Origin of the sequence: Anabaena sp. WFMT (assembly GCF_051781005.1) — a bacterium.
GTDB lineage: Bacteria > Cyanobacteriota > Cyanobacteriia > Cyanobacteriales > Nostocaceae > Anabaena.
In genome coordinates, this window is sequence record NZ_JBPWOA010000026.1 from 95116 (window position 1) to 110430 (window position 15315).

Annotated in this window: 6 protein-coding genes; 4 read left to right on the plus strand and 2 right to left on the minus strand. The window is 39.8% G+C overall.

Going from position 1 to position 15315, the window contains the following annotated elements; translation table 11 throughout:
• Positions 1 to 59: 59 nt before the first annotated feature.
• The 4 genes from fabF (at position 60) to ACSQ6I_RS17490 (ending at position 12648) form a co-directional block, all read left to right on the plus strand.
• Complete coding sequence (fabF, locus tag ACSQ6I_RS17475; protein WP_438891566.1) at positions 60 to 1307, plus strand: beta-ketoacyl-ACP synthase II; 1248 nt, start codon at positions 60 to 62, stop codon at positions 1305 to 1307.
• 351 nt (positions 1308 to 1658) lie between these two features.
• A complete protein-coding gene (tkt, locus tag ACSQ6I_RS17480; protein WP_438891567.1) occupies positions 1659 to 3671 on the plus strand; it encodes a transketolase in 2013 nt (670 codons plus the stop codon).
• Positions 3672 to 4035: 364 nt separating this feature from the next.
• Complete coding sequence (locus ACSQ6I_RS17485) at positions 4036 to 8031, plus strand: response regulator (protein WP_438891568.1); 3996 nt, start codon at positions 4036 to 4038, stop codon at positions 8029 to 8031.
• A 402-nt stretch (positions 8032 to 8433) separates the two neighbouring features.
• Positions 8434 to 12648 (plus strand): PAS domain S-box protein, encoded by a 4215-nt coding sequence (locus ACSQ6I_RS17490; RefSeq protein WP_438891569.1) that lies wholly within the window; start codon positions 8434 to 8436, stop codon positions 12646 to 12648.
• Between the two features lie 57 nt (positions 12649 to 12705).
• Here the strand turns inward: ACSQ6I_RS17490 and ACSQ6I_RS17495 are convergent, their stop codons facing one another.
• The gene (locus ACSQ6I_RS17495; protein ID WP_438891570.1) at positions 12706 to 13812 is read right to left on the minus strand and encodes a hybrid sensor histidine kinase/response regulator; all 1107 of its coding nucleotides are present in this window, start codon (positions 13810 to 13812) and stop codon (positions 12706 to 12708) included.
• Between the two features lie 360 nt (positions 13813 to 14172).
• Positions 14173 to 15297 carry a response regulator gene (locus ACSQ6I_RS17500; protein ID WP_438891791.1) on the minus strand — a complete coding sequence of 375 codons (1125 nt, stop codon included), beginning with the start codon at positions 15295 to 15297 and terminating at the stop codon, positions 14173 to 14175.
• Between the last annotated feature and the right edge of the window lie 18 nt (positions 15298 to 15315).

Below are 15315 nucleotides of genomic sequence, written 5' to 3' on the forward strand. Positions count from 1 at the left end.
CAAAACTTAGCACTTTGGATTGTTCTGCCTGCTGCTTTTTCGCCACCTCTAACTGAATCATGACAGACTATAAACGTAAACGCGTTGTTATAACTGGTGTTGGCGCGATTACACCTATTGGTAACACACCAACTGAATATTGGGAAGGATTGTTAAATGGACGCAATGGCATTGATTTTATCACTGCTTTTGATGCGTCTAAACATGATTGTCGCATTGCGGGAGAAGTCAAAAACTTCGATCCACATGACTATATGGAGCGCAAAGAAGCCAAGCGCACAGATCGGTTTGCCCAATTTGCGATCGCAGCGGCTAAACAGGCTATATCAGACGCAAAATTAGTTATCAATGACCTCAATGCCGAACATATAGGTGTCATGATCGGCTCAGGCATTGGTGGTATTAAAGTGTTGGAAGATCAGCAAACAGTCTACCTCAATCGAGGTCCAGACCGCTGTAGTCCATTCATGATCCCAATGATGATCGCCAATATGGCAGCAGGATTAACAGCCATCCATACCGGTGCTAAAGGGCCAAATTCCTGCTCAGTTACAGCTTGTGCCGCTGGTTCTAACGCCATTGGGGATGCCTTTCGCCTAATTCAAAATGGATATGCCCAAGCCATGATTTGTGGCGGTTGTGAGGCAGCTGTGACACCATTGTCTGTAGCTGGATTTGCCGCAGCCAGAGCGCTGTCAACTCGTAACGACCCCAATTATGCTTGTCGTCCCTTTGACAAAGATCGAGATGGCTTTGTTATGGGTGAAGGTTCAGGAATTTTAATTCTCGAAGAATTAGAACACGCCCTTAATCGTGGCGCTCGTATTTATGGAGAAATGGTCGGCTATGGCATGACCTGTGACGCTTACCATATGACCTCCCCAGTCCCCGGTGGTTTAGGTGCAGCTAGAGCAATGGAACTGGCACTTAAAGATGGTGAACTCACACCAGCAATGGTCAGCTACATCAATGCTCATGGAACCAGCACCCCAGCCAATGATGTGACAGAAACAGCAGCAATTAAAAAAGCTTTGGGCGATGATGCCTACAAAATAGCAATTAGTTCCACCAAATCCATGACCGGGCATCTGTTAGGTGGCTCAGGAGGAATAGAAGCAGTAGCTACAGTCCTCGCGATCGCTCATGACCACATTCCCCCCACCATCCATCTCGACAATCCCGATCCCGGATGTGACCTAGATTATGTCCCCCACCTAAGCCGCCCTCAAAAAGTAGAGGTAGCACTATCCAATTCCTTTGGATTTGGTGGTCATAATGTCACTCTGGCTTTTAAAAAATACGTCTAAATTTTGGTAATAGGGAACAGGGAATAGTTGACAGGTGACAGGTGACAGGGAACAGGGGAAGAGTTATCTATAGTCTCTGACCAATGACCAATCACCAATCACCAATCACCATCACCAATTAATTACCCTGCCTGAAATGAACATGGGAAAGTATCTCAGATATCATTCCTATCAACATTAAGGGTTCAGCATTACCAAATTATCAGCCTTATTCATCACCACAAACTAAGAAGATCCCGCTTGTCCATCTACAGGTAGGAATGGGATGATGAGAATGGTGGGATCGCTGTATATGACCCCAGCAAGAAAAAGCTACAAAGAGTGTTAACCCGTCGTTAAAAACAAGAGATTATGGCTGTTGCAACCCAATCCCTCGAAGAAATTTGTATTAACTCAATCCGCTTTTTGGCTGTAGATGCCATAGAAAAATCAAAATCGGGACACCCCGGACTACCAATGGGCGCGGCTCCAATGGCTTTTGTCCTTTGGGATCGCTTTATGCGGTATAACCCCAAAAATCCCAAATGGTTCAACCGCGATCGCTTTGTCTTGTCTGCTGGTCACGGCTGTATGTTGCAGTATGCCATGCTGTACCTAACAGGTTACGATAGCGTTACCATCGAAGACATCAAACAATTCCGTCAATGGGGTTCTAGAACTCCTGGACACCCAGAAAACTTTGAAACAGCAGGTGTGGAAGTCACCACAGGCCCCTTGGGTCAAGGAATCGCCAATGCCGTTGGTTTAGCAATGGCAGAAGCACACCTAGCTGCCAAGTTCAACAAGCCCGATGCCAAAATCGTAGACCACTACACCTACGTAATTCTAGGTGATGGTTGCAACATGGAAGGTATTTCCGGTGAAGCAGCTTCTTTAGCTGGTCACTATGGATTAGGTAAACTTATTGCTCTGTATGATGACAACCATATATCCATTGATGGTTCTACAGATGTAGCATTCACCGAAGATGTTTCCAAACGCTTTGAAGCTTATGGTTGGCACGTCCTGCACGTCGAAGATGGCAACACCGACTTAGCCGCAATCTCCAAAGCCGTCGAAGCAGCAAAAGCTGTCACCGACAAACCCACCATGATCAAGGTGACAACCACCATTGGTTATGGCGCTCCCAACAAGCAAAACACCGCTGGTATTCACGGTGCTGCTCTCGGTGGAGATGAAACAGCACTGACTCGTAAAAACTTAGGTTGGGAACACGCACCTTTTGAAATTCCACAAGATGCCCTCAACCACACCCGCAAAGCAGTAGAACGTGGTGCAGCTTACGAATCCGAATGGAACAAAACCTTTACTGACTACCAAGCTAAATACCCCGCAGAAGCAGCGGAATTTACGCGTTTTGTTAGCGGTAAACTCCCAGACGGTTGGAATAAGGTACTACCCACCTACACCCCAGCAGATGCAGCACTACCCACCCGGAAACACTCAGAAAACTGCCTCAACAAACTAGCAGCAGTTTTACCTGAATTAATTGGTGGTTCAGCAGACTTAACCCACTCCAACCTCACCGAACTCAAGGGTTTTGGTGATTTCCAGAAAGGGCAATACCAAAACCGTAACATCCACTTTGGTGTCCGGGAACACGCTATGGGCGCAATCTGTAATGGTATGGCGCTCCACGCTTCGGGATTAATTCCCTACGGTGCGACATTCCTGATCTTTACAGACTATATGCGTGCTGCCATTCGCTTGGCTGCTCTTTCCCAAGCTGGCTCAATTTGGGTAATGACTCACGATTCTATCGGCCAAGGTGAAGATGGCCCCACTCACCAACCCATTGAAACTCTAGCTTCCCTGCGAGCTATTCCTGATTTAACAGTGATTCGTCCGGCTGATGGTAACGAATGTTCTGGCGCTTATACAGTCGCAGTTGAGAAGTCTAAAGCACAAGCTTCTACTCTGTTAGCATTCACCCGTCAAAATGTTCCTAACTTAGCAGGTACATCAGTTGAAGGTGTCAAGAAAGGTGCATACACAGTTGTAGATTCCCAAGGTACACCTGATATTATCCTGATTGGTACAGGTTCAGAATTGAGCCTCTGTGTCACCGCAGCGGAGAAACTGACAGCGGAAGGTAAGAAAGTTCGTGTTGTTTCTATGCCTTCAACTAATTTATTTGATGCTCAAGATGCAGCTTATAAAGAATCTGTTCTACCTAAAGCTGTCACCAAGCGTCTATCTGTAGAAGCAGCCAGCAGTTTCGGCTGGCACAAGTATATTGGTACTGATGGTGATACTGTAAGTATTGATACCTTTGGTGCTTCCGCTCCTGGTGGTACTTGTATGGAGAAGTTTGGTTTCACTGTTGATAATGTGTTAGCTAAGGCTAAGGCTTTGTTGGGTTAATTAGCAATAGTTTAGTTATTTTTTGGGGTGGGCTGAATGGCTCACCTTTTTTTTTAACACAGAGAAGCCAGTGCGAGGATATATTCCCTTAGAGACTTCCAACTAAAAAAATATCCCGTCGTTGTGACGGCAGGGGGCAGGGAGCAGGGAGCAGGGGGAAAAAAAGTCGCTTTAATTTGGTGAAATTGGATCATCTTTTTTGTGGAGTTCTCTTAGACATCTCCAACCCATCTTCAACGAAGTAGGATGGGGTAGTTCACTATACTGCTGATACTATTGCCTAATAGACAAGTTTAGACTTATCTAATAAAAGAGCGTGATAATATCTGCATTTTATTGTGGTTATTTGAAGGTTCATTTCTCTATGTTAGAGTTTTTTAACTACTTACTTTTATCACCAATGTTTATACCGCATGGACACTGTTACTTGTGGAAGACTGATTTGGTGTCTCTGCACGTTATTTCCGACGTGCTGATTGTATTAGCGTATTACTCCATTCCCATCGGGCTAGTGTATTTCATTCATAAACGCCCCGATGTCCCATTCAGGGCTATCTTTGCCTTATTTGGAGCTTTTATTATTTCTTGTGGTACAACCCACTTGATGGGAATATGGACACTTTGGCATCCAGATTATTGGCTATCTGGTACTATCAAAGCCATTACAGCCCTGATTTCCTGCTATACAGCTATACTACTCATACCGTTGATACCTCAAGCTATAGCTTTACCTAGTCCCAGAGAATTGGAGAGAATTAACCAGGAATTACACGATGAAATTATAGAGCGCCAACAAACAGAAACTAAATTACGGGCGACAACATCACGACTAACAGCATTAATTGAAAACTTACAAGCGGGTGTTTTAGTTGAGGATGAATCAAACAAAATTATTCTGATCAATCAAGAATTTTGTCATATGTTTGATATTCATGTTGCACCACAAAGTTTGATTGGTGTAAGTTTTAACGAATGCCCAAAAGAAAGAAAAGGATTATTTGCAGAACTAGATTTTTTTGTGGAACAATCATCAAGAATATTGGCAGACAAGCGTGTTGTTATTGATGAATTTATTCTGGCAGATAATCGCATATTTGAGTGTTGTTATATTCCTATTTTTGTGGATGAAAATTATTGTGGACATTTATGGAAATATGATGATATTACTGAACGCCGAAATTTAGAATTAGAATTAAAACAAAGTGAAGCATTTCTGCGAAGATTATATGATATAGCATCTCATCAATTAGATTTTGAGGAAAGAATTCAAGGGGTTTTAAGTCTGGGCTGTCAAACATTTACAATGGAATTTGGTATTGTTGGCCATATAGATGAAAATCAACATTATCACCTTTTACAGGCTCAAACCCCAGATAATTCCCTGCAACCAGGCGATATTTTTGATGTGCGACAGATGTTGTGTAATGAAGTTATAGATAAAGAAGAACCTGTAACTATTATTCATGCTGGTGCTTCTGAATGGTGCCAACATCCGGGTTATCAAATGTTCCATATGGAAGCTTATATTGGGATTAGAGTCATGATCCGGGATAAGTTGTATGGCGCTCTCAGTTTCTCTAGTCTCAGCCCCCGACTAAAGCCGTTTACATTAGCAGACAAAAAACTATTAATGCTGATGGCGCAATGGGTAGGTAGTGAAATCGCTCGTAAACAAGCAGAAACAGCACTACAACAACAATTTAATCGAACTTTATTGCTAAAACAAATTACAGAAGAAATTCGCCAAAGTTTAAATACACAAGAAATTTTTCAAACTACAGCTAATCAAATCAGCCTGGCTTTTAACGTAAATCGCTGTTTGATTCACACTTATATTGCTACGCCTATACCGAGAATTTCTGTTGTTGCTGAACATTTAGATAGAGGTTATGAATCTTTACTAAATTTAGAAATTATCATTTCAGGTAATCTTCATGCAGAATTGATGATTGCACAAGACAAAGCGATCGCATCTCTTCTCCTGTCGGAGACACTACCTGAACGAGACACTGGGCGTTATCATAGCCAGTCCATAGGCATCGGCTCTAACTATGTCTATACTGAACCCCTTCTATTCAGGACGGCTGAAGCGATGTATAGCCAAATGGGGGTGAAATCAATATTATCAATTCGCACATCCTATCAAGGAGAAGCAAATGGAGCAATTAGCTTACATCAGTGCGATCGCATCCGTAGTTGGACAGCAGAGGAAATAGAACTACTAGAAGCAGTAGCACCACAAGTGGGAATTGCGATCGCCCAAGCAAATCTTCTAGAACAAGAAAAACAACAGCGTCAACAACTGACAATCAAAAACTCTGACTTAGAACAAGCAAAACGCCAAGCAGAAAGCGCCAACAGAGCCAAAAGCCAATTTCTAGCCATGATGAGTCATGAAATTCGTACTCCCATGAATGCTGTCATCGGCATGACAGGTTTGTTACTCGACACCCACCTCGACTCACAACAGCACGACTTGATCACCACTATTCGCAGCAGTGGTGATGCCCTACTATCAATAATTAACGATATTCTTGACTTCTCAAAAATAGAGTCTAACCAGCTAAATTTAGAAGCACAACCCTTTAGTCTACGTGATTGTCTAGAAGAATCTTTAGACTTATTAGCTTCCCAAGCAGCCACTAAGAAAATAGAGTTAATTTATTTACTAACTCCCCAGACACCGAACATCATCATCGGCGATATCACCCGTCTGCGACAAATTTTCGTGAATTTATTGAGCAATGCCGTCAAATTTACCAACCTAGGAGAAGTCATTGTCACAACCACAGCCAAACCATTAGCAATAGTCACAACAGCACCAACTTTCCCACTTTATGAAATCGAATTTGCCATTAAAGATACAGGTATTGGTATTCCCCCAGAAAAAATAGATCGATTATTCCAGCCTTTTAGTCAAGTTGATTCGTCCATGACTCGCAAATATGGTGGCACAGGATTAGGCTTAGTTATTAGCCAACGACTCAGCGAAATGATGGGGGGAAGAATGTGGTTAGAGAGTCAAATAGACAATGGTTCTACTTTCTATTTCACCATCACAGTTCCTGTAGATCCTCACACGGAATCAATCAACTTAAATAAGTCATCCAATCAACTCAACACCAAACGACTACTAATTCTCAGTAACCATTTGGCTCATCGGCAATTTCTGACTATGCAAGCTGAGTCTTGGGAAATGTTAGTGCATACCTTTAAATCTCCCGCTGAAGTTTTTTCATATCAACCTCAAGGAGAACAGTTTGATATTGCCATCTTAGATATGCAATTTTCTGAAATAGATAGTTTAGCATTAGCCAAAAAAATCCGTCAGCATCCACATTACCAGACATTACCTTTACTCATATTAAAAGATATCAATCAGCCAGAAATCAAACATCGAGTTAACCCTATAGAAGGAATAGCTTTCTTAAATAAACCTCTCAAGCAATCTCAACTTTATAATAGTTTGCTCAATCTTACTCGTCAGCAACCAATTAGATTTAGTAGTTCAGACAGCAATATTGTGCAAACATATCCTGATCTAAGTGATCTAGCAATGCGAATTTTAGTAGCGGAAGACCATCCCGTTAACCTGAAAATGATCATCTTAATTTTGTCTAAACTGGGCTTAAGAGCAGATGTAGCAGGTAATGGGTTAGAAGTATTATCTGCCTTACAGCGTCAATCCTATGATGTTATTCTTATGGATGTACAAATGCCACAAATGGATGGACTAGAAACCACTCAACAAATCCGAATGTGGCATTGGGAAGAACAACCACGGATTATCGCCATGACTGCAAATGCAATGCAGGGAGATAAAGAAGTTTGTCTGGAAGCAGGCATGGACGAATATATCAGCAAACCAATTCGATTAGAAGATCTAGTCAGAGTACTAACTCAATGTCAACTAGTCTCTCAAAAAAATAGTTCAGCAACATACTCATTTGTTAATAGTTACGATCAAGAAAAAAAACCAGTAGCAACCCTATCTTCACTCAGTTATACCTCTGCAATTGATCTTCGCACCTTTCAGTCACTACGGGATATGATTGGTGAAGATGCTAATATCTTTATACCTGAGTTAATTAATATATATCTAGAAGAATCTGCCAAATTATTAGTAGATTTAAATCTAGCAATTAAACAAAAAAATACTACTACCCTTAAACAAATAGCCCATAAATTTAAATCTAGTAGCGCTTCTGTTGGGGCTATAAACTTAGCCAATTTTTGCAAAAAAATGGAAATACTTAATCACAATGAAACTATTGATAAATATCGAGTTCTCTTAGAGCAGATGGAAACTGAATATGAAAGAGTAAAGTTAGCTTTGCAAATAAAATGTACTGATCCGTAAGAACTCAGGAGTCAGAAGAATTGTCAAATCAGTAATTAACAGATTCGAGATTTTAACAAAAATATCAAGCATGATACTTAAAGTATTATTTATCGAAGGCAGGAGGGAAACTGATTTGACATTGTACTAAATGAATTTTGTAGCGAAGTTATGTGAAAAATCTCTACAATGATAAATAAAGCAGATCTATGGCTACGTCACGCCAATTACTCAGATCAAGCGCTTTTGTAAAGTCAAAAATGCAGGGCATAATTGCTTTTTTGTTGCTTCTGCAAATTGACACTAAATAAGTAAATGGTAATAAATAATATGGATATTTTACATAAACTCAACAAGTTTAAAATAGTTAATTTTCTCAGCAAAAATAAATGGCTGCCTCTATTAGTGGGAATTTTATTCTTTATGATAGTGACCATAGTTTGGCACAGGTTATTAGTGGCAGAAGAACTTCACATTAAACAGTTAATTCAACAGCAAGCTATTTCTATTAAAATTGAGTTAACCAACGAACTAAATAACCGAATTATGGAACTCCAGCACATGGGAAAACGCTGGGAAAAATGGGAGGCAGATGCAAAAAACCCTGTGAAAGACTTCGGAGGTTATCAAGCGATCGCATGGGTGGATAAATCAGATCAAATCCGCTGGGTTGTTACCAAATCAGGAAATGAAATAGCCAAAAATTTTGATTTAAGCCCAGAATTTAAAAGCAAATTAGTGCTAGAAACCGCACAAAATGACAGCAAAGTTACGGTTAGAGATACAGTTGAACTGCTCAAAAATGGCAAAGAAATTTTGGTATATATTCCCCTAATTATAGAAAATAAATTTGATGGATTTATTGTAGGAATTTTTCAAATCCAACCTTTTTTAGATACAATTGTCAAGATACTAAATGATTATCAAATTGAAATTTTTGCTGATCAAAAACTGATTTACAGTCATGGTGAAAAAATTGAAATATCTCCTTGGCAACAAAACATCCAAGTTGACTCTTATAGCCTTAAATGGCAAATGATAATTTCACCTACTCCAGAATTATTAGCAAACTTACACTCACCCCTACCGATATTATTATTGTTTGCTGGAATTATTTTGGGGATAAAATTGATCTTATTAACCTATTTTGCTCAATCTACCTTCAAGAGTCAAAATAAAATAGCACTAATTAACCACAAACTAACCAAGAAAATATCTCAATATAAACAAACAAAAATTAATTTTTCCGCAAATGAAACCCGTTTACAACAGTTACTAGAAACTGTCAAAGTTATTCCTTGGGAATTAGATTTAAAAACATGGCGATTTACTTATGTCGGTATTCAAGCTGAAGCTATATTAGGATACCCAATTGCCGAATGGTATGAGCAAGATTTTTGGAAAAATCATCTGCACCCAGATGATAGAGAAAAGTCTCTAAAATTTTGCCAAGCAGTGGCAACTCAATGTGAAGCTCATCAATTTGAATACCGGATATTTGCAGCAGATGGAAAAATTGTCTGGTTAAGAGACATTATCAATGTAGTTGCAGAAGCAGAAATTCCAACTATGCTGCGGGGTTTCATGTTTGATATTACTGACCTTAAGCTAGTTGAAGAAACCTTAAAGCTGAGAGAAATGGCTGTTGATAGTAGCAATAATGGAATTGTGATTACTGATGTGAGAAGCCCTTCTCATCCAGTTATTTATGTTAACCAAGCTTTTGAGAGAATTACAGGCTATACCTATAGCGAAGTCATGGGGAAAAACTGTCGATTGTTACAAGGGACAGATACCAATCAATCAGGACTAGAAGAACTGCGGACAGCAATTATCATGGGAAAAAGTTGCAGTGTTGTGATTCGTAACTATCGCAAAGATGGTACATTATTTTGGAATGAATTAAGTATTTCCCCTATTCATGAAGACAATGGACAATTAAGCCATTTTATTGGTATTCAAAATGATATTACCAAACGGCAAGAAGCAGAAGCAGCCCTCAAAGAAAAAGAAGAACGTTGGCAACTAGCACTTGAAGGCAACCAAGATGCCATTTGGGATTGGAATATCATTACAAATCAAACTTTTCGCTCTGATAAATGGGCGGAACTTTTGGGGAAACAAGAACATCAATTTGTTAGTGATAACAAAGATTGGAGCGATCGCATTCATCCCGATGATTATGACCGGGTAATGACCATTAAGCAAGATTACCTCAATCGCAAAATCCCCAATTATATTGTTGAGTATCGAATGCGTCGGAATGATGGCAGCTATAAGTGGGTGTTGGTAAGTGGACAAGCCATTTGGGATGAACAAGGTAATCCGGTGCGAATGGTTGGCTCAACTAAAGACATTACTGAAAGTGTGCAAGCACAAGAGGAACTAAAACAACAATTGCAACGCACATTGCTACTCAAAAAAATCACTGACAAAATCCGTCAAAGTCTTAATGTTCAAGAAATTTTTGAGACATCTGCTACTGCAATTGGCAAGGCTTTTCAAGCAGATCGCTGTTTGATTCACTCTTATATTAGTCACCCCATAGCTCGCATTCCCTTAGTAGCGGAGTATGTTGTTCCTAATTACTCATCAATGCTAGAGATGGAGATTCCAATAGACGGTAATTTCCATATTGTTAACATGATTGCACAGGATCAAGCGATCGCTTCCTCCAATGTGTACAATGATCCCTTACTCCAGCCAGCAGCACCTCTTTGTCAAGCAATTGGACTTAAGTCCTTGTTAGCAATTCGTACCTCCTATCAAGGGCAACCCAATGGAGCTATTGGTTTACACCAATGCAGTTATTTTCGTCAATGGACTTCAGAAGAAATTGAATTACTAGAAGCCGTTGCTGCTCAATTGGGTATTGCTTTAGCACAAGCTCATCTGCTAGAACAAGAAACCCGTCAACGGGAAGAACTAACTTTAAAAAACTCTGCTCTAGAACAGGCTAAACACGCAGCAGAAGCAGCTAACCGTTCAAAAAGTGAATTCTTGGCCATGATGAGTCACGAAATTCGTACCCCTATGAATGCTGTTATTGGCATGACAGGAGTACTGTTAGATACTAATTTGAATTCCCAACAGCAAGACTTTGTAGAAACAATTCGCAATAGTGGAGAATCTTTGCTCACCATTATCAACGATATTCTCGATTTCTCCAAAATCGAATCGGGCAAGCTAGAACTAGAAGAACAATCTTTTGATTTAAGAAATTGTGTGGAGCGAGTGCTTGACATCTTAGCCCCAAAAGCAGCAGCAAAAGATATAGAACTAGCTTATCTGATCAATCCTCAAGTTCCCACCAGGATTATTGGCGATCTAACTCGTGTGCGTCAGATACTGATGAATCTCTTAAGTAATGCCATTAAATTCACCAAAAAAGGAGAAGTGATCCTCTCCATACACGCAAAACCAATTACAAACACAGCCACAGAATCTTACCCATTTCCTAGAACTTACGAAATTTTATTTGCCATCAAAGACACAGGTATTGGTATTCCCGCAAATAAAATGAACCTTTTATTTCAACCTTTTTCCCAAGCAGATTCTTCTACCACCAGACAATATGGTGGCACAGGATTAGGCTTAGTGATTAGTAAGCGGTTAAGTGAAATGATGGATGGTACTCTTTGGGTTGAAAGTCAAGGAGCTATTGGTGGTACTCCTAGCTCTCTCTGGCAAGATGAATTTCTAATTTCATGTTTACCGTTTTGCCAAGGTTCAACATTTTCTTTTACTATCACTGTCCCAGAAGATATTAATTCAGATTCAGAAGAATTATCAATTGAGTCAGTGCAGTTAACTGGTAAACGACTGTTGATTGTAGATGACAATCCTGTTCACTGCCAAATTCTGAGCCTGCAAGCAAGGTCTTGGAATATGCAAATTTATGCCGTGACATCAGCACAGCAAGCCTTAGAACAACTTCGCCAAGGTGTTCAGTTTGATATTGCTATTTTAGATTTAAATATGCCGGAGATGGATGGAGTCACCTTAGCACAGGAAATCCGCAAGCAATCAAACTGTCAAACTATACCTCTGGTAATTCTTACTTCTCTAACTAAAGCAGAAACGAGTCAAGAATACAGTGATATTAAAATTGCGGCTTGCCTGACTAAACCTGTTAAACAGTATCAACTTTATGATGCCCTTGCTCGTGTTTTAGGTAATCAACCGATTAAAGCCATTATCTCCCCAACTCAAATACCAGAAATTGATTTTTATTTGGCAGAGAAACTACCATTGCGGATTCTTTTGGCAGAGGATACAGTTGTTAATCAGAAAGTAGCTTTACTGATGCTCAAGAAAATTGGTTATCGAGCGGATGTCGCAGCTAATGGTTTGGAAGTACTCACAGCATTGCAGCGTCAGTCTTATGATGTGGTATTGATGGATGTACAAATGCCAGAAATGGATGGACTGGAAACAACCCAAATCATTTGTCAGGATTGGGAAGCAAGTCAACGTCCTTATATTGTTGCTATGACGGCTAATGCAATGCGGGGCGATCGCGAAATCTGTCTAGCAGCTGGTATGGATGACTATATTAGCAAACCGGTTCAGATTGCAGATTTATTTCACGCATTGAGCAGATATGGAAAACAGAAGATAGGCGGTAAAAATGAGTAGCAACTGTTGATTTCGACCTAAAAATCTGATATACTCTGTCTTGATAAGGAAGAACTATCAATTAATAATAGTTTCCAAAATTGGTTGATTGTCATCAATCTCAATCGTAAAAATTGCCCCTGTTGGTTGATTGCTTTCCACTTTGATATTTCCCCCATGCGCTTCTACTGTCATTTTGCAGAAAGCAAGACCTAAACCAATTTGAGATGCTGCTTTGTTAAAAGTGCCGATTTCATATTTCTCGAAAATGACTTTACGCAATTCCTCTTTCACACCTGGGCCTGAATCAACAACTTGAATTTTGGCTCGTCCTGGTGCTGGATAGTCAGCATGAACGATGATTTCACTTTGGGGATGGGTGAATTTAATTGCATTAGAAAGTAAATTATCAATAACTCGACGGAATAAATTCGCATCCAGGCTAATACTCCCTCCAGGTTTGGGTAAGTCGCTAATTAGTTTAATATTCTTTTGAATGACAGATGGTTCAATATCAGTAATGGCTGAAGCACAAAGTTCATACAAATCAACATCTGTGCGTTGCAAAATCAATTTTCCAGAATCTAATTTTGCCAACAGCAGTAAACTATCAATCATCGATCTTAATTGTTGTGCAGCGGCGATGATCTGACTGCTTTTTTGAAACTGACGTTCGGGTGATAAGTTAGCAATTCGCAACATTTCTGCCGCGAGAATAATTGAGGTTAAAGGATTCCGCAAATCATGAACAATCATGTTAGAAAGGTCTTCCCGCAAATGCAGAGTTTCTTGGAGAGAATCATATTGTTGTTTGATGCGTAACATTGATCTCACCCGCGATCGCAGTTCCATCCCATTCACAGGTTTACTAATGAAGTCGTCAGCACCTACAGCCATACATTGGGACAAATCTTCTTTAGCAGTAAGTGCTGTCACCATAATCACTGGAATATGCTTCCATTGAAAATTAGATTTAAATTTCTCACAGAATTGGATACCATTCATTTGTGGCATCATCACATCTAGTAAAATCACATCCGGTTGAAAGAAAGCCATGAGATCCAGGGCTTGCTGTCCATTAGCAACATAGCTTAATGCATAACCTTCACTATCTAATAATGCATCAATAACATCAAAGTTATCAGGTTCATCATCAATAACCAAAATCTTTGGCAGTGGTTTCATAGCTAATATCATATCAAGTTCAGATAATTTACTGATAAAAGTCCCGAAGATAGGACTCCTATTTGATTTTTGAACACGCGGGTAGATATATATACTTTATGCAGTTTGGTTTGGTAGTCATTGCTCACCCTAAACTAGGTAGGTTCGCGTTAAAAATTGTCATTATGACAAGGCATGGGGCAGAAGGGAAGAGGTTTGTAGGCAAATTTATTTTTCGTTACATAACTGCTCTCTGAGAAGCCGCTGCGCGTCTACGGTCTTTTCAAGTCGTTCTACTGACTTAAACTGTTTCTGATATTATTTATAATTCCTACTAGATATGATGATAAGTATTTATACGAATATTATATCAGTTATAAATTACTTGTGATCCGTTTTCTGATTTAACAAATCTTGAATCTTCTCTACTAAAAGCTTCAACTTGACTGGTTTTGGCAGATAGTCATTTGCTCCAGATGCGATGCATTGTTCTTGATCCCCTGGCATGGCTAAAGCCGTCAAGGCAATAATGGGAGTATGTATAAACAAAGGATCAGCACGAATAAGACGCATAGCAGTTAATCCATCCATACCTGGCATTTGGATATCCATGAGAATTAGATCTGGATGTTGCTTTTTAGTGAGAGTAACAGTTTCTTCACCATTTTTGGCCATAATGAGGCGATATCCTTTAGCACCCAGATAGTTAGAGATAGTGGCAATGTTGGCTTCATTGTCTTCTGCTAAAAGAATGAGGGGAGGGGAAGCTGGTTCTGTAGAAGTAGTAGTAATTGGGGCAATAATTAGAGTTGTATTAGAGACATCTTTGGGATTCTGGAGTTTCTGTAAAGTATTGCGAATTTGTTCTCGGCTAATAGGTTTAACTAAGTATTCAGTAGCACCTAAAGACATTGCATGCGATCGCTCATCAACTACTGAAATTACCAATATAGGTATATTCTGCGTTTGCGGATTAGCTCTCAATTGTTGTAATACTTCCCATCCAGAAAGGTTCGGTAACAGAATATCCAAAATGATCAGCACGGGATGGATGCGGAGTGCTTCATCAATAGCCCCCTCACCTTTAGTATAAATAGTAGTTTGCATATTCAATTCATTCAAATATCGAGCAACCTGTTCTGCTGCAACCATCGAGTCTTCAATGATTAGTACCTGTGAATTTTGGATTTGAGTATTGGGTAAAAGTTGACAATTTCCAGAAAATAGACTTTTTTCGCCATCCCTCGGTTTCCCTACACAGGGGATACGAACTGTAAAACAGCTACCCTCACCTAGCTCACTAGTGACTATTATTTGACCATTATGCAGGTCTACCAGTCGATGTACCAAAGCTAAACCCAATCCTGTCCCATTGTGCTGACGATTCAGACTACTGTCGATCTGCACAAAAGGTTTGAACAGTTTATCCAATTCTTCTTTAGCAATACCAATTCCTGTATCAATAACTGAAAAGCAAATCCATTGATTTGGGGAAGAAGGTGACAGTGAAGAAGAAGGGTTTAG